The sequence below is a fragment of the Streptomyces sp. JL2001 genome (genome assembly GCF_050917515.1).
Lineage (GTDB): Bacteria > Actinomycetota > Actinomycetes > Streptomycetales > Streptomycetaceae > Streptomyces.
Window position 1 is genome coordinate 597603 of sequence record NZ_CP169421.1, and the last position, 17458, is coordinate 615060.

A 17458-nucleotide genomic window follows, 5' to 3' on the forward strand; every position below is an offset into this window, starting at 1 on the left:
ATGGCCGAGTTCACGATGCCGTCGCTCGGCGCCGACATGGACGAGGGCACGCTCTCCCAGTGGTTGGTGCGCCCGGGGGACGAGGTGACGCGGGGCGACGTCATCGCCGTGGTCGAGACCGCCAAGTCCGCGATCGAGGTGGAGTGCTTCCAGAGCGGTACGGTCGACGCCCTCCTCGTCGACGAGGGCACCACCGTGCCGGTGGGCACCCCGCTGGCACGTATCGGCACGACCGCCGAAAGCCTGCCCACCGAAAGCAGGCCCGCCCAAAGACCGCCCGTCGAAAGCCCGCCGACGTCGACGCCCCTGGTCCGCAGACTCGCCGAGGACCGGCACGTCGACCTCACCGCCGTCCATGGCTCGGGCCCGGGAGGGAGGATCACACGCGCAGACGTGGAGCACGCGGAACCGGAGCCGGAAACTGCACCAGCGCCCGAACGCGACAGGACCGCGCCGACGACACGGCCGAAGCCGGTGCGCAGCGACGACTCGACCGGGGCGCGTCCCGCTCCGGTGCGCGTTCGGTCCTCACCGCTCGCGCGGAGGCTGGCCACAGAACTCGGCGTCGACCTCGCCGAGGTGACCGGCACGGGCCGGGACGGCACAGTCCGTGCAGAGGATGTCCGTTCCGCCGCAGCCGCCGAGAGCACACCGCGGCCGGCCGTCCCGGATCCGGCACGGGCGGCCACAGCCCGGCTCATGAGTCGATCCAAGCGGGAGATCCCGCACTTCTACCTGTCCACCACGGTGGACATGGCAGCGGCCCTGGAGTGGATGCACGCCCGCAATCGCGAACTGCCGCTGTCCGCCCGCCTGGTGCCCGCCGCACTCACCTTTAAGGCCGTCGCGATGGCGGCGCGCAAGGTGCCCGAGCTCAACGGGCACTGGGGCGACGACGGCTTCGTCCCGGCGGAGGACGTACGGCTGGGCGTTGCCGTTTCCTTGCGGGGCGGTGGCCTTGTCGCCCCTGCCCTCGCCCATGCCGACACTCTCTCCGTGGCCGAGGTGATGGCCGCGCTCAAGGACCTGGTGGCACGGGCACGGGGCGGTCGGCTCCGAGCGTCGCAGACCGCCGATCCCAGTCTCACCGTCACGAACCTCGGCGACCAGGGCGTCGAGGCCGTGTTCGGGGTCGTCTACCCGCCGCAGGTCGCGCTCGTCGGCCTCGGCAGGATCGTCGAGCGGCCGGTGGCCGTGAACGGCCTACTGGGAGTACGTCCCGTGCTGACGGCGACGCTGTCCGCCGATCACCGAGCTGCCGACGGCGCCACCGGCGCGCGCCTCCTGATCGCCATGGACCGGCTCCTGCAACGACCGGAGGAACTGTGAACCACGATCAGGCGAAGGCGTTCGTTCGGCAAGCCGTGCAACGTGTCGTACCCGGCGCCGAGTTCACCGGGCTCGATCCCGGCGTGTCCCTGCGGGACACGTTCGAGATGGATTCGCTGGACTTCCTCGAATTCGTCGAGGCGCTCGCCGAACTCAGCGGGACGGAACTCACCGAGGACGACTATCCGGCCCTCGACAGCTGGGACGGCTGCGCCGCTCGCCTGGTGGGCGAGGCCGGTGCATCCGCACAGGGAAGGAGCTCACCGCAGGATCGAGCAGCTGATGACCCGTGAGGTGGTGAGCGCCTTCAGTTCCGGAACGGCAGGCGGATCACCCGGTGTGGCGGCCTGGTCGGCGGTCTTGCGCAGCAGATCCCCCTTCGACACCACCCCGACCATGCGGCCCCCGCCGCGGCGACGCCCCGTTCAAGGAGATCGCCCGCGCACTCTCACAACACCAAGTGTCCGCTGTTCCCGTGGTGGACCGGTGGGCCGGCGTGCTCGCCGTTCGACGCTCGGCGCACACATCGGCAGCGTGGCCCACGCCGTCCTGCATCACAGCCCGGTGCCCGTCGCCCTCGTTCCCCACGACTGATCGCCGCCGCTCACTTCCCGGGCGTCGCGGGACGCAGACGTACCGCCGTGACCTTGTACTCCGGACACGAGGTCACGGTGTCCGCGTGCTCCGAGGTGAGGGAGTTGACGCCGCTGGCCGGGAAGTGGAACGCGCAGAAGACCTGCCCGGGGGCGAGTTCCGTGCCGACGCGGGCGACGAGTCGTGCCTGTCCGTGGCGGCTCTCGACGGTGACCGGAGTGCCGTCCCGTACACCGAACCGAAAGGCGTCCTCGGCGGTCAGGTCCAGGTGGTCGGAGGCGTCGAGGAGCAGGTTGCCGCCTCGCCGGGTCATGCTCCCGGAGTTGTAGTGGGCCCATCGGCGCCCCGTGACGAGCACCAGCGGATAGTCCTGGTCCGGTTCCTCGCCGGGCGGCAGATAGGGAGCAGCCGACAGGTGGGCGCGCCCGTCGGGCGTGGCGAACTCGTCGGCGTACAAAGTGCGTTCGCCAGGCAGGCCCGGCGCGGGACAGGGCCAGGGCACAGCCCCCTCCTGGTCGATCCGCTCATGTGAGAGACCGGCGAAGAGGGGTGTCACACGTCCGCACTCTGCGAGAGCCGCCGCTGGGGTGGGGCAGTCCAGGTCGGCACCGAGGGCATCGGCGACGGCATGCACGACCTCGAAGTCGGAGCGCGCCGCACCGGGCGGAGCCACCGCTGGTCGTACGCGCTGGAAGCGGCGGTCGAAGTTGACGAAGGTCCCGTCCTTCTCCAGCCAGGAGGCCACGGGCAGGACGACATCGGCGTGGTGGGCGGTCTCGCCGAGGAAGAGCTCGTTGACCACGACGAGCGGGCAGGCGTCGAGGGCCTCCGCGACCCGCCGGCTGTCGGGATCGGTCGCGCACACGTCCTCACCGATGATCCACAGGGCCCGCAGCCGTCCCTCCCGAGCGGCCGCGAACATCTCGGGGATGCGCATGCCGGGCCGCTCGGGTACCGGCCGGCCCCACACCGCCTCGGCGCGAGCGCGGACCTCAGCGTCGGTGACACGGCCGTAGCCCGGAAGCAGGTCGGGCAGGGCGCCCATGTCGGAGGCGCCCTGGACGTTGTTCTGGCCGCGCAGGGGGCTGATGCCGAACCCGCGGCCGGTGGCGCCGACGGCGCCGCGCAGGACGGGGAGGTTCGCCAGGGTCCGGACGCCGTCGGTGCCGTGCAGGTGCTCGGTGACCCCGAGTCCGTACAGGACGGCCGGCCGCTCCGCGCGGCCGTAGAGCCGGGCGGCCTTCCTGATGTCGTCGGCGGGGACGCCGGTGATCTCGGCGACCCGCTCGGGCGGGTAGTCGGCCAGCAGGTCGGAGAGTTCGTCCAGCCCGGTCGCGCGATCGCGGAGGAAGCCCGAATCGGTCATGCCTCCGTCGACGAGAACGTGGGCGAGGCCGTGGAAGAGGGCGACGTTGGTGCCGGGGCGCGGACGCAGGTGCACGTCGGCATGGTGCGCGAGGCCCACGGCGCGGGGGTCGGCCACGATCAGGGCGGCCCCTGCGAGGGCCCGCTGAAGGAGGCGGGCACCGACGACGGGGTGGGCCTCGACGGGATTGGCGCCTACGACCATGAGGCAGTCGGCGGTCTCGACGTCGTCGAAGGGGTCGGTGCCGCCGGCGCGTCCGAAGGATGCGGTGAGTCCTGCGGCTGACGGGGCGTGGCAGAGGCGGGAGCAGTTGTCGACGTTGTTGGTGCCGATGACGGTCCGCAGGAACTTCTGGACGAGGTAGTTCTCCTCGTTGGTGGCACGGGCGGAGGAGATCGCGGCCACCGAGTCGGGGCCGCCGTCAAGGACGGCCGCGCGCAGGCCGTCGGCGATCCGGGTCACCGCCTCGTCCCATGTCGCCGGTCGCAGTTCGCCGCTCTCACGGACCAGGGGCTCGGTGAGACGTTCGGCGGAGCTGAGATATCCGTACGCGAAACGGCCCTTGACGCAGGCATGGCCCCGGTTGACCGACCCGTCCGGGGCGGGGAGCACAGCGGCGACACGGCCCTCGCGGACGACGACGTCGAGGGTGCAGCCTACTCCGCAGTAGCCGCAGGTGGTGCGCACCCGGTCGTTGGGGGTCTGCCGCGAGGTGAGGCCCTGACCGGGTCCGGTCTGGGTGATCGCCCCCGTCGGGCAGGTGTCGACGCAGCCGCCGCAGGACACGCAGTCGGAGTCGGCCCAGTGGCCGCCGGTTCCCGGTGCGACGACCGTGTCGGCACCGCGTCCGGTGAGGGTGAGCGCGAAGGTGCCCTGGACGTCCGCGCACATGCGGACGCAGCGCCCGCACGCGATGCACAGGTCGCGGTCGAGATGGACGTACGGGTGGCTCTCGTCCCGCCCGCGCGTCGAAGCACCGGCCGCCGTGTCCGGCGGGATCCCCAGGGCCCGGCACGCCTCGGCCAGTTCACTGTGCGCGCGGTCGGCGAGCGCGTGCGGCGGGAGCGCCGAGGCGATCAGGGCGACCGCGTCCCGGCGCAGGTTCCGCACGTTCTCGTCGGCCGTGTCGACGGTGAGGTCCGACGTCGCGGGGGTGACGCACGCGGCGACGGTCCGCCCGTCGGCGCGGACCAGGCAGGTCCGGCAGGAGCCGACCGGCCGGAGACGGTCGTCGTGGCAGAGGGTGGGCAGTTCGGCTCCGGCGGCACGTACCGCGTCGAGCAGTGAGGCCCCCGCGGGCAGATCGACCGACACGCCGTCGACCTGGAGCCGGGTCATCGGTCCCATCCTTCCAGGGCCTGCCCGTAGGCGCGGGCCAGACTGCGGACGGCGGCGGGGACACGGCGGCCGAAGGCGCAGAGACTCGCCTCGCCCATCAGCCGTGCCAGTCGTTCGTAGGTCTCCCCCGGCCCGCGCCGGCCCTGGGCGAGTTCGAGCCCTCGCCGGGTGCCGACCCTGCAGGGCGAGCAGGCTCCGCAGCTCTCATCGGCGGCGAACTCCCAGACGTGCCGGAGGAGTTCGTTTGGATCGGTGTCGGCGTCGAAGGCGACCGTGCCGGCGTGACCGAGCGCGGCGCCGTGCTCGCCGAGCGCTGCCGTGGTGAGCGGGACGTCGAGCGCGGTCCCGGCGAGGAAGCCGCCGAGGGGCCCGCCGATCTGGAGGGCGACGAGCTCGCGGTCGCCCTTGAGGCCGCCGCCGAACCGGGTGACGATCTCGCCCACAGGAGTGCCGAGCTCGACCTCGTAGGCGCCGGGCCGGGTGAAGCGCTCGGACAGGCAGACCAGTTTGGTGCCGGTCTCGTCCGGTACGCCGCGCCGGGCGTAGGACGCTCCGCCGTGGGCGACGATCCAGGGCACGGCCGCGAGGGTCTCCACGTTGTTGACCACGGTCGGCGCGTCCCACAGACCGTGGTCCGTGGGGTAGGGGGGCCGAGGGCGCGCGCAGCCGCGAGCGCCTTCGAGGCGGGCGATGAGGGCGGTCTCCTCGCCGGCGACATAGGAACCGGCTCCTTCGACGATCTCGACGAACGGCCGCGGACCGGCTGTCTCGACCGACGGGGCCAGGTGCCCCGCCTGCGTCGCGCGCTCCACCGCCCGACGCAGCCGGGCCATGGCTCTCGGATACTCGGAGCGGACCAGGACCGTCCCACGCCGGGCGCCGCAGGCGAAGCAGGCCAGGGCGAGTCCCGTGAGGACGCGCTCGGGGTCCTCCTCCATGAGCAGCCGGTCGGCGTACGAGCCGGGGTCGCCCTCGTCCCCGTTGGCGACGACGACCGTGTCCGGCTTCCCCGCCGCTGCGGCCCACTTGTCGGCCACGGGAAATCCGGCTCCCCCGCGCCCGCGCAGTCCTGAGACGGCGGTCTCCTCCCGTACGTCCTCGGGCCGCAGCCCGGCCACCGCCTCGCGCCACACGTCCCAGGCGGAGTGGCCTCCCACGATCCCGGCGAGCAGGACGGGCGCCCCGGTGGTGTCGGCCGCCGGGATGCCCGGCGCGCGTGGTTCCGTCCGCCCGCCGAGTTGGTCGGCCAGGTCCGGGCCCGTACGGGGCAGGGTGCCGTCGAGGGCGGCGGGACCCGCGTAGCAGTAGCCGAGACAGTGCACGGTCTGCAGCGAGGTGGAACCCGCCTCGTCGACCGTGCCCGCCACCACGCCTAGAGCGCGCTCGACCTCCGCCAGATGCTCCCCGCCCCGCGCGGCGAAGCATGCCGTCGCGGTGCACACCCGCACATGGCGCTCGCCGCGCGGGGCGGCGAGATCAGCGAAGAAGGTGGCGGGGCCGAGCCCCGCGGCGGCCGGGAGTCCGGCTGCCCCCGCGGCTTGGGGTGCCCATGCCTCGGGCCCTTCAGCAGTACCCGACCTGGCACGCTCCAGCGCGGCCGGCAACAGTCCCCCGCGCCCTCCGTGCCGAGCGGTCAGCTCGCGGAGCGCGTCTGGGCGTCGGCCCGGCTCCTCGGGCATCCGACCGGTCATGCTCCCAGCGTGACCGGCCGCGCCGCCGCCCGCATCCCGGCCGGTCACGGGCTTCACGGTTTCGCGTTGCGCAGGGCGGCCAGGCGCCGGCGGTACTCCTTCTCGTCGATCTCACCGCGCGCCAGTCGCTCGCCCAGGATCTCCTCGGCCGAGGAGGCCGGACCGAAACCCCGAGGCCGTTCCGCGGCGCGGTCCAGTGTGTGGAAGAGCATCGCCGCGACAGTGATGAGAAGGCCCCAGAACAGCACCATCCCAGCCGACATGGCGAACCAGCCCCATCCGTTCATGCCGTCGCCGTACCAGAACATCATCGCCACTCACGCTCCCGGCGGCCTGGCCTGCAGGAGCGGAACACCCCTGCCTCCGGTCTGTCCGACACCCCCACCGTGCCCGGCCAGGACGCACCCGCACAGGGCCGACCGGGCCCCTGGCGGGGGGCCGGTCGGTCGCGGAAGGGAACGAGCGGCCCCTGTAGCCGGGGCCCCGGCGGCCGGAGGGTGGGGAACAGCGGGGCTCACGCCGCTCCTACGGATCACTGCCGGGAGGCCACCATGGTCCGGAACTCGGGGAGCCCGCCGGCCGCGGATGTGCGACCGGGACAAATGCTGCTCCTCGCCACCATCGGGTTCACCCTCTGCTTCTGGGCGTGGGCGCTGCTGGCCCCCCTCGGCCCTCGGCTCCGGGACGACCTCGACCTCAGCTCCTTCGAGCAGTCACTGGTGGTAGCCGTGCCCGTGGTGGTCGGCGCGCTCGGCCGGATCCCAGCGGGGGCGCTGACGGACCGCTGGGGGGCACGCCGAGTCTTCCCCCTCGTCGCGACCCTGACGATCCTCCCCGTGCTGTACCTGGGTCACCTGGCAGACTCGTTGGCCGAGGTGCTCGCAGGCGGCTTCCTTCTCGGGCTCGGGGGAACGGCCTTCGCCGTCGGAGTGCCATTCGTCAACGCCTGGTACCCACCCGCACGGCGGGGCGTCGCCCTCGGAATCTTCGGCATCGGCACCGGTGGAACGGCCCTGTCGGCGTTCACCACCGTCCAGCTCGCCGACGCCGTCGGACGTGCCTTCCCCTTCGATCTCGTCGCCGCCGGCCTCGCGGCGTACGCCGCGGTGGCCTGGTTCCTCCTGCGCGACAGGCCAGGGCGGGCGACGGCGGCCGAGTCGCTGTTCTCGCGCACTGCCCTGGCCGTGCGTACGCCGGCCACCTGGCAGCTGGCGTTCCTGTACGCCGTGTCCTTCGGCGGCTTCGTCGCGTTCAGCGTCTACCTGCCGACCTATCTCACCCGGGCTTACGAGCTCGACCGCTCCGACGCAGCACTGAGGACCGCAGGATTCGTCGTCCTCGCCGTGGCGATGCGGCCCGTGGGCGGCTGGCTGTCGGACCGTACCCATCCCGTACCTGTACTGACGGTTTCGTACGGGCTCGTCACCGTGTGCGCCCTCGTCGCGTCGTTCGAGACGGACCTGGTCCCCGTGGGAACGGCGGCCTTCCTGGGCATGGCCGCCGGCCTGGGCGCCGGGTCCGGGGCGGTCTTCGCGCTCGTCGCACGTCTGGTCCCGGCCGAGCGGGTCGGCTCGGTGACGGGAGTGGTCGGGGCGGCGGGCGGCCTCGGAGGCTTCTTCCCACCCCTGGTGATGGGCGCGGTCGACAGCGTCGCGCACGACTACACGTGGGGGTTCGTCCTCCTCGCCGTCACCGCGGCGGGCGCGGGAACCCTGGCCGCCACCGCCGTCCGGCGACGCGCCCGGGCGCCCGCGGACACCTGGCCGCGGAAGCGAAGCCGCTCGAGCAGGGCCTCACGGTGATCCGGCGATTAGGCCCTTCGGCCCCTGTTCCGGGCCTGGGTGGCCGTAGCCTCACGTTCCTTCCGGGGGTTGGTATGGAAAGCATGAACACAGACCGGGCACTCCTTGTCGCCACCGGGGTACGGAAGATCTACCGGACGGGCTCCGTGGAGGTCACCGCCCTGCTCGACCTGGATCTCCTCGTGCGCCACGGGGAGATGGTGGGCGTCATGGGACCGTCCGGCTCCGGAAAGACCACGCTGTTGAACTGTCTTTCGGGGCTCGACGACATCGACGGCGGCCGGGTGGAGGTCGACGGCCACGACCTGTTCGCCATGTCGGACGCGGCGCGCACGGAGCACCGGGCACACACCATGGGCTTCGTGTTCCAGGCGTTCAACCTCATACCGGTCTTCTCCGCGGTGGAGAACGTCGAACTGCCCCTGCTGCTCGTGGGCACCCAGCCGCGTGAAGCGCGTCGCAGGGCGCTGGACATGCTCGACCGGGTGGGCCTCGGCCACCGGGTCGAGCACCGGCCGAGCGAGATGTCCGGCGGTGAACAACAGCGGGTGACCATCGCCCGTGCCCTGGCCGGACGCCCGGCCATCGTGTGGGCGGACGAACCCACCGGCAACCTCGACAGCTCGATGGCCGACCAGGTCATGGACCTGCTGTGCGAGCTCAACCAGGACGAGGGCCAGACGATCGTCCTGGTCACCCATGACAGCGCCATCGGCGCCCGCGTCCCCCGACTGATCCGGATGCGTGACGGGCAACTGGTCGACGACGTCCGCCAGACCGTCACCGCCCCGGCCGCAACCCGCGACGTCCCCATGGGCTGACCATGTACCCGAACCTCCTCATCCCGCTGCTCACCGCCCTCGCGCTCGCCCTCACGGCCCTCGTGGTGGTCGCCGTCCGGCAGCCGGTGTCACGGCGGCTGGCCTTCCGGCAGGTCGCTCGTCGACGCACCGAGGCGGCGTTGGTGATCGGCGGATCGATGCTCGGTACGGCCATCGTCATCGGAGCCCTGGTCGTGGGCGACACGCTGAACTTCTCTGTACGGCAGGAGGCGTACCGAACGCTGGGACCGGTGGACGAGCGCGTCGTCGCACCCCCTGGGCCGACCGGGCGCGGGGTCACCGAGCGGCTGGCCGCCCTGGCCGGCGATCCCGACGTCGACGGAGTCCTGAGCGTCCGGGCCACCCAGGCATCGGCCGTCACCACCGCCGACGGCCGCACAGCCGCCGAACCGCGCGTCCTGGCCTGGCAGATGGACTTCGACGAGGCGTCACGCTTCGGCGCGGCAGGTGGCGACTCCGGTCTCGGCGGACCGAACCCGAAACCCGGCCAGATCGTGGTCAACGAGCCGCTTGCCCAGTCCCTGGGCGTGGGCGCCGGTGACCCGGTCACGGTGTATCTGTTCGGGACACCGCAGACCTATCGGGTCGAACGCGTGGTGCCGGAGCAGGGCCTGGCCGGTGTGGGACTGGGCGGCAGGCTGAACCGCGACGTGTTCCTGCCACCGGAGGCCCTGGACTCCGCCGCCCGGACCGCCGGAGCGGAGCCGCGCTCGGTCACCTTCGTGTCCAATCGAGGCGGCGTCGAAAGCGGCGAAGCCCTGACCGACCGGGTGACCGCCGACATCCGGAAGACTCTGGGCCCGCTCGCCGGCCAGACAGCGATCGAGACGCCGAAACACACGGTGCTGCGGGACGCCAAACAAGCCGGGGACTCCCTCGGAGCCCTGTTCCTCATGATCGGCAGTTTCAGCATCATCGCGGGCGCCCTGCTCCTGGTGAACATCTTCGTGATGCTCGGCGAGGAGCGGAAGTCCCAGATGGGCATGGTGCGGGCCGTGGGAATGAAGCGCTCGCGGCTCGTCGGGTCCTTCACCCTCGAAGGCGCGACCTACGCGTTGCTGTCCGCGCTGCCCGGCGTTGCCATCGGGGTCGCCGTCGGCTGGGGCGTCGCCGTGGTGGCCGCGGAGATCTTCCAGGGCTGGTCGGTCGGCGGCAGCAGCATCCGCATCGCGTTCGCCATCACCCCCACCAGCATCCTCAACGGACTGGCCATGGGTCTGCTCATCGCCTTCGCCGCGATCCTCGCGACCAGCGTGCGCATCAGCAGGTTCAACATCATCGCCGCGATCCGCGACCTCCCCGCCACGCCCGGACAAGGGCCACGCCGCCGGCTGCTCGTGGTGTCCACCACCCTGGCCGCCCTTTGCGCGCTCGTGGCCGTCCCGGCCGTGGCGCGCAGCCAGCCCGACGCGACGTACCTCATGCCGGCACTCGCGCTCGCCTTCGCCGCTCCGGCGCTGCTCCGGGTCCTCCCGCGCCACACGGTCACCACCTCGGTCGCGGGAGCCGTTCTCGCCTGGACGCTCCTGGCGCCCGTCCTGCGGCCCCGTATCTTCGACGCCCCCTCCATGTCCGTGTACGTCATCCAGGGCGCCTTGGCCGCCTTCTCCGCCGTGGTGCTCGTCAGCGACAACCAGAAGACGCTGCTGCGCCCCGCGCGGCGCCTGCTCCAGCGCCCGACGGAGGGCGGCCTCGCGGCCCGGCTCGCGATCGCCTACCCGCTGGCCAAGCGATTCAGGACCGGCGCGACACTGGTGATGTACACCCTCATCGTGTTCGTCCTCGTGCTCCTGACCGAGATCTCGGGCACTCTGCGTGCCGGCGTCGACGGCGTCGTGGCCGATGCCACCGCCGGATACTCCCTGCGGCTGGACTACAACCCCCAGGTCGCCGGCGAGCGACTCGTCGCCGAGCTGCGGGCCGGTCCCTCGGCTGCCAGGTTCTCCGCCGTGACACCTCTGATCAACGCCACGGGCAGGGCCACCGACCCGGGGCACCGCAGCGCCCAGCCTCTCGACATCGCGGCCGTCGGGGTGCCCGACGGGGCGATCACCGGCATCACGTTCAGGGAGCGTCTGCCCGGCCTGGCGGACGACGCGGCGGTGTGGCGGGCTCTCGCGTCCGACCCGCGCTACGTCGTGCTCGACGCCTTCTTCGGCAGCACCGGCGGTCCGGCCGGCGACTACTACGACCCCGGCGCCACCCTCACCCTGACGGATCCCCGGACGGGCCGCAGCGAACAGAAGGTCATCGCCGGCGTGCTCAGCAACGGACTGGTCTTCTACCCGGGCACCGGCGCCAGTTCGACCACCTACCCCGTCGTGATGAGCGAGCAGGCGACGCGCGAGCTCTTCGGAGCCCAGGCACAGAACGCCTCCGCTCTGGTGAGAACCAGCCCCGGAACCTCCCCCGACGCCCTGGCGACCCGACTGCAGGGCGAGCAACTCTCGGCCAGCCTGGTCGCCACCCCCATCGAGTCGGACATCCGCCAACAGTTCGACTCCAGCACCGCCTTCTTCCGCCTCATGCAGGGCTTCCTCGCCCTGGGCCTCGGCGTCGGCATCACCGGCCTCGGCGTCGTCATGGTCCGAGCCGTACGCGAACGCCGCCGCACCATCGGCATCCTGCGAGCCCTCGGCTTCCGGGCACGGACTGTCCAACGATCCTTCCTGTGGGAGAGCAGCTTCGTCGCCGTGGAGGGCATCGTGCTCGGCTCACTGCTGGGCGTACTCACCACCTGGCTGATGTACAGCAACAGCGCCGCCTTCGAGGGCCTCGAAGGAGGTTTCCCGGTCGAATGGACGAGTATCGGCGGCCTGGCGGCAGCCACCTTCGCCGCGTCGCTCCTGGCCACGATCGGGCCGGCCCGGCGCGCGGCCGCCGTCCGCCCGGCACTCGCGGTCCGCGTCACCGAATGACGAACAGCCCAGGACGGCCCAGAGCCGACCCTGGTGGTGAGGCACCGTCGTCGCGAGATCCACTTCCCCGCGCACGGCCCTCGTCACGCGTCGAGGTCCCGTGCGATGTCGTGCGCCCAGGCGTCGATCGCCGCCCAATCCCGGTGCTCCCCGTAGCGGCAGCCGAGCAAGGGGTCCGCAGAAACCCCGAGGACCGGCGGAGGCTCTGCTGCCGCCAGCGCGGCCGCCGAACCCCTGCGCCCGTCACCGGCCCGCCTCCCGCCACCAAAGCAGCCCCGCCGGCTCCCCGCGCCCCAGCTCCCCGTCCACGTGGCGCGTACACGCTGACGGCGGTGCCCCGCTTCTTCGTTGTCATCTTCTTCGTGAGCAAGGATCACTTTCCCACATTCCGTTGATCCAAGATCCGGGCCATACCCGGACCAAGTCCCAAGGAAAGATCACCAAGGCAATCGTTTTGCCTGGTCATCACAGGTATGGGCCGTGCACCACCAGCACTCGAAGAACCTGCTGGTGAGCTACTCGCCGAAGAAGCTCGGCTTCTTCCAGGGGCCGCGTCCGGGTGACGGCCCCGGCCATCCGGTGGGTCCGCTCCCGGAGCGAGCGCGGCTGGTTCCGTGGCGCAGGCCGCGTGGCCGTCGCGGTACTGCCCGGCGCCGCCCCCGCGGGGTGGCGCCGGGCAGCGTCCGGGTCAGGCGACGGCCGCCTGGACGCGGTCGATGTTCGGCGGCCAGAAGACCATCGAGGCGTGCCCGACGCAGCCGGACCAGATGTTGTTCGCCCCGTCGAGGAGCGCGGTCCAGTCGGGGTTGAGGAACTCGTCGCAGCTGGACCAGAGCGCGGTGTACGTGGTGGGACCGGGGGTCTCGTCGCCGGAGTTGAGGGCCTTGAGGAACGGGCTGTACATCAGCATGTCCTGGCAGGACGGCTGGACGGGGGCGCAGAGCTCCGTGCCGATGCCGCCGTGGTTGCCGCCGGCGATCGAGACGAAGTCGTCGACGTACTGGGTGCCGCCGAGGAACTTCAGGTACCACCGCGCCATCGGCGCGCCCATGGAGTGGGTGACGATGTCGACCTTGGCCGCCCCGGTCTTCGCCCGCAGCGCGGCGACCTCCTGGACCACCTCGGCGGCGCTGGCCTCCAGGCCCTGGAAGGTGTTGTAGTCCATGACCTGGAGCGCGTCGGGGTCCCAGCCCGCGGCCTCGAACCTGTTGACCATGTCGGTCCAGGAGATGGTGCCGTCCGTCCAGACGCCGTGGATGAAGAGGACCGGGTCGTGGGTGGCGGCCTGCGCCGGGGCGGCGGGCAGCACCGCGGCGGCCAGTGCGCACACGGCGGCCACGACGGCCGTCCGTGCTCTGACGAGGAGCTTGCGCATGCTACGGCTCTCCTTCGTGAGGGAAAGGGGGGCGGGCACCCGGCCCGGGAACCGGCGCTGTCGGTGCCGCCGCGAAGAAGGCTGGCACGCCGCGGCCGCCGGTCCAAGGTGTCGGGCACGGCTCCGGGCGAGCGCGCGGAGGGTCTGTTTTCCGTCACACGGTCATCCCCGTCACGAGTGTGGGCGCGCCCCTTGACCGGTGGGCCGCGGAGGGGGCACGCCCGCGCCCGGGCGGTCGTGGGACCGACCCGGGCACGGGGTTGCTCCGTCCCCGGCGGGTCAGCGGATCAGGGCCGCGTCGATGACGGTCTGGTCGACCTTGTTGCCCCGGGCCTCCTCACCGCTGTGGCGCAGCGACAGGCTCCGCGCGTCGGCGACCGAGGGACAGCGTCGCGCCGAGCGTGCCGTGGCGCAGTGCGGCGGTGGCCGGGACGGACCAGGTCGCGCCTCCGTCGAAGGACACCTCCAGCTTCGCCGTGGCCGGCTCGACGGGCCGTCCGTCGGTGTCGCGGAAGGAGATCGCCACGGGGACGGCCGTGCCCGCGCGGACCGTGCCGTACAGCGAGATGCCCTTCAGGGTCACGTCCGGGATCGGCATCGGCAGCCGCTCCGTGGTCGGCGTGGCCGACGAGCGGAACGTCCAGGCCGCGTGGACCGTCGTGCTCAGCGCCCCATGTGCCGAGGCGCGACGCCGCGAGTCCGGGGCCGGCAGTGACGCTGCCGGGGAACCCCCTGGGTGGGCCCGGGCCGGCTTCCCCGCCCGGCGCCGGGTGGGCCACAGCACACGGAGGATGCCTTGACCGGTCCTGCGCTCCGACGGCTAGAGTCCTTAAAACTTGCACTGCTAGTTTTAAGGAACGAGTTGTGGACCTCCAGCTTTCGGAAGAACAGACCGCCGTCCGCGCCCTCGCCGCGGACTTCGTGAACCGCGAGATCGTCCCCCACGCCACCGCGTGGGACCGCGCCGAGGAGGTCGACCCCGGCATCGTGAAGAAGCTGGGCGCGCTGGGCTTCCTCGGCCTGACCCTTCCCGAGGAGTACGGGGGCTCCGGCGGCGACCACCTCGCCTACGCCCTGGTCCTGGAGGAACTGGGGCGCGGCGACTCCGCCGTGCGCGGCCTGGTCTCGGTCTCCCTCGGGCTCGTGGCCAAGTCGGTCCATCACTGGGGCACCGAGGAGCAGAAGCGGCGCTGGCTGCCCCGGCTGACGTCCGGCGAGGCGCTCGGCTGCTTCGCGCTCACCGAGCCCGGCACCGGGTCGGACGCCGGGAACCTCACCACCCGGGCGGTCCGCGACGGCGACGACTACGTCATCGACGGCTCCAAGATGTTCATCACCAACGGCACCTGGGCCGAGGTCGCCCTGGTCTTCGCCCGCACCGGCGAGCCGGGTCACCGGGGCGTGAGCGCCTTCCTCGTGCCCACGGACTCCCCCGGCCTGACACGCACCCCGGTCCACGGGAAGCTGGGCCTGCGCGGACAGCCCACGGCCGAGCTGGTCTTCGAGGGCGTCCGCGTGGCCGCCTCCGCGCTGCTCGGACCCGAGGGGAAGGGCTTCGCGGTGGCCATGTCGGCGCTCGCCAAGGGACGGATGTCGGTGGCGGCCGGCTGCGTCGGCATCGTCCAGGCGTCGCTGGACGCGGCGGTCGCGTACGCCGGGCAGCGCGAGCAGTTCGGCACGCCGATCGCCGCGCACCAGCTGGTCCAGGAGATGCTCACCGACATCAAGGTCGAGCTCGACGCCGCCCGGCTGCTGGTGTGGCGCGTGGCCGACCTGATCGACCGGGGCGAGTCGTTCCAGACCGAGTCCTCCGTCGCCAAGCTGTACGCCTCCGAGGCCGCGGTCAAGGCCGCCAACACCGCCCTCCAGGTCTTCGGCGGCTACGGCTTCGTCGACGAGTACCCCGTCGGCAAGTACGTGCGCGACGCGCGCGTGATGACTCTCTACGAAGGCACCAGCCAGATCCAGAAGCTGCTCATCGGCCGCGCCCTGACCGGCGTCAACGCCTTCTGACCCCTCCCTCCCCCGCCCTCTCGCCTCCTGGAGTCCTGACCGTGCGACCCGTGTACTTCGCCGCCGCCCGGCGCACCCCCATCGGCCGCCTGCGCGGCGCGCTGTCCTCCGTACGCCCCGACGACCTCGCCGCCACCGCCGTCCGCGCCGTCCTCGACGCCGTCCCCGCGCTCGACCCCGCCCGCGTCGACGACGTCTACTGGGGCGCCGCCAACCAGTCGGGCGAGGACAACCGCAACGTGGCCCGGATGGCCCTGCTGCTCGCCGGGCTGCCCGACACCGTCCCCGGCGCCACCCTCAACCGGCTCTGCGCCTCCGGTCTGGAGGCCGTCACCACCGCCGCCCGCGCCATCGCCTCCGGCGAGGCCGACGTCGTCCTGGCGGGCGGTTCCGAGTCCATGAGCCGCGCCCCCTTCGTGCTCCCCCGCCCCGACCAGGAGCAGGAGATCCACGACACCAAGCTCGGCTGGCGCATGACCAACCCGCGGATGAAGGGACTCCACGGCGTGCTTTCCATGGGGGAGACCGCCGAGGAGGTCGCCGCCCGGTACGGCGTCAGCCGCGAGGACCAGGACGCCTTCGCCCTGCGCAGCCACCGGCTCGCCGCCGCCGCGCGGAAGGACGGCCTCTTCGACGCCGAGATCGTGCCCGTCGCCCTCGCCGACGGCACCGTCGTCGCCCACGACGAGTCGATCCGGCCCGACACCACCGCGGTGAAGCTGGCCGCCCTCAAGCCCGTCTTCCGGCCCGACGGCACCGTCACCGCCGGCAACGCCTCCCCCATGAACGACGGAGCCGCCGCCCTCCTCCTCGTGAGCGAGGAGGTGCTGCGCGAGCTGGACCTGGAACCCCTCGGCCGGTACGTGGCCGGCGCCAGCGCCGGCGTCCACCCCGACGTCATGGGCATCGGCCCCGTCCCCGCCGTCCAGCGCGTCCTCACCCGCAACCGGCGCGCCCTCGACGCCATCGACACCGCCGAGTTCAACGAGGCGTTCGCCGCCCAGGCCCTCGCCTGCGTCCGAGAACTCGGCATCGACCCGGAGCGGGTGAACCCCCAGGGCGGCGCGATCGCCCTCGGCCACCCCCTCGGCGGCTCCGGCGCCCGCCTCCTGACCACCCTCCTCCACCGCATGCGGCGCACCGGCGACCGGCACGGCCTCGCCACCATGTGCGTCGGCGTCGGCCAGGGCACCGCCGTGCTCGTCGACCGCGACTGACCTCCCTCCCTCACCGCAACCCCCTTCAGGAGAAGCACAGATGAGCCGTTTCACCGACAAGGTCGCCGTGGTCACCGGCGCCGCGCGGGGCATCGGCGCCGCCACCGCGCTGCGCCTCGCCGCGGAGGGCGCCGCCGTCGCCGTCGTCGACCTGAGCGCGGACCGGGCGCGTGCCACCGTCGACGCCATCACCGCCCAGGGCGGCACGGCGCGCGCCTACGGCTGCGACGTGGCCGACCTCGACGCCGTCGAGGCGGTCTTCGCCCAGGTCGCCTCCGACTTCGGCACCGTCCACATCCTCGTCAACAACGCCGGCGTCACCCGCGACAACCTCTTCTTCAAGATGCCCAAGGACGACTGGGACACCGTCCTCGCGGTCAATCTGACCAGCGCCTACAACTGCTCCCGGGCCGCCCAGACGTACATGGTCCGGCAGCGGTACGGAAAGATCGTCTCCCTGAGCTCCCGCTCCGCGCTCGGCAACCGCGGCCAGGCCAACTACGCGGCGGCCAAGGCCGGCATCCAGGGGCTCACCGCGACGCTCGCCATCGAACTCGGGCCCTACGACGTCAACGTCAACGCCGTCGCCCCCGGCTACATCGCGACCGCCATGACCGCCGCCACCGCCGCGCGGGTCGGCGCCGACGCCGAGGAGCACCAGCGGCTCGCCGCCGAGCGCACCCCGCTGCGGCGCGTCGGCCGGCCGGAGGAGGTCGCCTCCGTGGTCGCCTTCCTCGCCTCCGAGGACGCGTCCTACGTCAGCGGGCAGACCCTGTACATCAACGGTGGCGCACGCTGAGATCCGGTGCGTTCCACGCGGTGCACACCCACCGCAATGTGCCGGGCCACACAGCTGTGACGGGCTGTGCTGTGCTCGGCCACAGAACCGGCCCGGCACCCCTCCCGCCCGCGCCGACCCCCTGGATTCCGCTCTTCCGCTCCGTGCATCCTCTCGGTGCGCGCCGCGGTCCGG

At 72.5% G+C, this 17458-nt stretch carries 15 protein-coding genes; 9 read left to right on the forward strand and 6 right to left on the reverse strand.

The window, feature by feature from the left end; genetic code table 11:
* Together ACE1OA_RS02775 and ACE1OA_RS02780 are read left to right on the forward strand one after the other, a co-directional pair.
* Positions 1–1329 carry a 2-oxo acid dehydrogenase subunit E2 gene (locus ACE1OA_RS02775; RefSeq protein ID WP_432752173.1) on the forward strand — a complete coding sequence of 443 codons (1329 nt, stop codon included), beginning with the start codon at positions 1–3 and terminating at the stop codon, positions 1327–1329.
* Positions 1326–1622 carry a phosphopantetheine-binding protein gene (locus tag ACE1OA_RS02780; protein ID WP_432752174.1) on the forward strand — a complete coding sequence of 99 codons (297 nt, stop codon included), beginning with the start codon at positions 1326–1328 and terminating at the stop codon, positions 1620–1622. Before ACE1OA_RS02775 ends, ACE1OA_RS02780 begins: the two co-directional genes overlap by 4 nt.
* Here the strand turns inward: ACE1OA_RS02780 and ACE1OA_RS02785 are convergent.
* Entirely contained in the window at positions 1590–1715 is a 126-nt protein-coding gene (locus tag ACE1OA_RS02785) for a hypothetical protein (RefSeq protein ID WP_432754130.1), read from the reverse strand. The two genes, ACE1OA_RS02780 and ACE1OA_RS02785, sit on opposite strands and share 33 nt — an antisense overlap.
* Before the next feature lie 10 nt (positions 1716–1725).
* Here ACE1OA_RS02785 and ACE1OA_RS02790 point away from each other — a divergent pair, with 10 nt between their 5' ends.
* A complete protein-coding gene (locus tag ACE1OA_RS02790; protein ID WP_432754027.1) occupies positions 1726–1923 on the forward strand; it encodes a universal stress protein in 198 nt (65 codons plus the stop codon).
* 10 nt (positions 1924–1933) lie between these two features.
* Here ACE1OA_RS02790 and fdhF read toward each other — a convergent pair whose 3' ends face one another.
* Genes fdhF through ACE1OA_RS02805 form a run of 3 tightly spaced genes read right to left on the reverse strand, consistent with a single transcriptional unit; the run spans position 1934 to position 6629 of the window.
* Positions 1934–4627, reverse strand: a complete 2694-nt coding sequence (fdhF, locus tag ACE1OA_RS02795; protein ID WP_386540312.1) for a formate dehydrogenase subunit alpha — start codon at positions 4625–4627, stop codon at positions 1934–1936.
* Complete coding sequence (locus ACE1OA_RS02800) at positions 4624–6318, reverse strand: NADH-ubiquinone oxidoreductase-F iron-sulfur binding region domain-containing protein (RefSeq protein ID WP_384868522.1); 1695 nt, start codon at positions 6316–6318, stop codon at positions 4624–4626. Before ACE1OA_RS02800 ends, fdhF begins: the two co-directional genes overlap by 4 nt.
* A 53-nt stretch (positions 6319–6371) precedes the next feature.
* Positions 6372–6629: an SHOCT domain-containing protein gene (locus ACE1OA_RS02805; RefSeq protein WP_384868543.1), complete on the reverse strand. Its 258-nt coding sequence runs from the start codon at positions 6627–6629 to the stop codon at positions 6372–6374.
* Between the two features lie 291 nt (positions 6630–6920).
* Here ACE1OA_RS02805 and ACE1OA_RS02810 point away from each other — a divergent pair, with 291 nt between their 5' ends.
* The 3 genes from ACE1OA_RS02810 (at position 6921) to ACE1OA_RS02820 (ending at position 11880) form a co-directional block, all read left to right on the forward strand.
* Positions 6921–8120 (forward strand): MFS transporter, encoded by a 1200-nt coding sequence (locus ACE1OA_RS02810; protein WP_432752175.1) that lies wholly within the window; start codon positions 6921–6923, stop codon positions 8118–8120.
* Between the two features lie 83 nt (positions 8121–8203).
* Positions 8204–8941 carry an ABC transporter ATP-binding protein gene (locus ACE1OA_RS02815; RefSeq protein WP_432752176.1) on the forward strand — a complete coding sequence of 246 codons (738 nt, stop codon included), beginning with the start codon at positions 8204–8206 and terminating at the stop codon, positions 8939–8941.
* 2 nt (positions 8942–8943) lie between these two features.
* Positions 8944–11880 (forward strand): ABC transporter permease, encoded by a 2937-nt coding sequence (locus ACE1OA_RS02820; protein WP_432752177.1) that lies wholly within the window; start codon positions 8944–8946, stop codon positions 11878–11880.
* Positions 11881–12568: 688 nt separating this feature from the next.
* Here the strand turns inward: ACE1OA_RS02820 and ACE1OA_RS02825 are convergent.
* A complete protein-coding gene (locus ACE1OA_RS02825) occupies positions 12569–13255 on the reverse strand; it encodes an esterase/lipase family protein (protein WP_386540306.1) in 687 nt (228 codons plus the stop codon).
* A 337-nt stretch (positions 13256–13592) separates the two neighbouring features.
* Positions 13593–13853: a hypothetical protein gene (locus ACE1OA_RS02830; protein ID WP_432752178.1), complete on the reverse strand. Its 261-nt coding sequence runs from the start codon at positions 13851–13853 to the stop codon at positions 13593–13595.
* Positions 13854–14119: 266 nt separating this feature from the next.
* Here ACE1OA_RS02830 and ACE1OA_RS02835 point away from each other — a divergent pair, with 266 nt between their 5' ends.
* From ACE1OA_RS02835 to fabG, 3 genes are read left to right on the forward strand one after another with little or no spacing between them, the layout of a single operon-like run.
* On the forward strand, positions 14120–15268 hold the full coding sequence (locus tag ACE1OA_RS02835; protein WP_432752179.1) for an acyl-CoA dehydrogenase family protein: 1149 nt from the start codon (positions 14120–14122) through the stop codon (positions 15266–15268).
* Positions 15269–15309: 41 nt separating this feature from the next.
* Positions 15310–16485: a thiolase family protein gene (locus ACE1OA_RS02840; RefSeq protein WP_432752180.1), complete on the forward strand. Its 1176-nt coding sequence runs from the start codon at positions 15310–15312 to the stop codon at positions 16483–16485.
* Positions 16486–16525: 40 nt separating this feature from the next.
* Positions 16526–17284, forward strand: coding sequence for a 3-oxoacyl-ACP reductase FabG (gene fabG / locus ACE1OA_RS02845; protein ID WP_432752181.1), 759 nt, complete (start codon positions 16526–16528; stop codon positions 17282–17284).
* The last annotated feature ends 174 nt before the right edge of the window (positions 17285–17458 follow it).

Excerpts from the sequence above, each read along its gene's own strand:
- ACE1OA_RS02820 (WP_432752177.1), top strand. The coding sequence starts at position 8,944 with ATGTACCCGAACCTCCTCATCCCGCTGCTCACCGCCCTCGCGCTCGCC.
- fdhF (WP_386540312.1), bottom strand. The coding sequence starts at position 4,627 with ATGACCCGGCTCCAGGTCGACGGCGTGTCGGTCGATCTGCCCGCGGGG.
- ACE1OA_RS02775 (WP_432752173.1), top strand. The coding sequence starts at position 1 with ATGGCCGAGTTCACGATGCCGTCGCTCGGCGCCGACATGGACGAGGGC.
- ACE1OA_RS02815 (WP_432752176.1), top strand. The coding sequence starts at position 8,204 with ATGAACACAGACCGGGCACTCCTTGTCGCCACCGGGGTACGGAAGATC.
- ACE1OA_RS02810 (WP_432752175.1), top strand. The coding sequence starts at position 6,921 with ATGCTGCTCCTCGCCACCATCGGGTTCACCCTCTGCTTCTGGGCGTGG.
- ACE1OA_RS02790 (WP_432754027.1), top strand. The coding sequence starts at position 1,726 with ATGCGGCCCCCGCCGCGGCGACGCCCCGTTCAAGGAGATCGCCCGCGC.
- ACE1OA_RS02800 (WP_384868522.1), bottom strand. The coding sequence starts at position 6,318 with ATGACCGGTCGGATGCCCGAGGAGCCGGGCCGACGCCCAGACGCGCTC.
- ACE1OA_RS02825 (WP_386540306.1), bottom strand. The coding sequence starts at position 13,255 with ATGCGCAAGCTCCTCGTCAGAGCACGGACGGCCGTCGTGGCCGCCGTG.
- ACE1OA_RS02805 (WP_384868543.1), bottom strand. The coding sequence starts at position 6,629 with ATGATGTTCTGGTACGGCGACGGCATGAACGGATGGGGCTGGTTCGCC.
- ACE1OA_RS02830 (WP_432752178.1), bottom strand. The coding sequence starts at position 13,853 with ATGCCGATCCCGGACGTGACCCTGAAGGGCATCTCGCTGTACGGCACG.
- fabG (WP_432752181.1), top strand. The coding sequence starts at position 16,526 with ATGAGCCGTTTCACCGACAAGGTCGCCGTGGTCACCGGCGCCGCGCGG.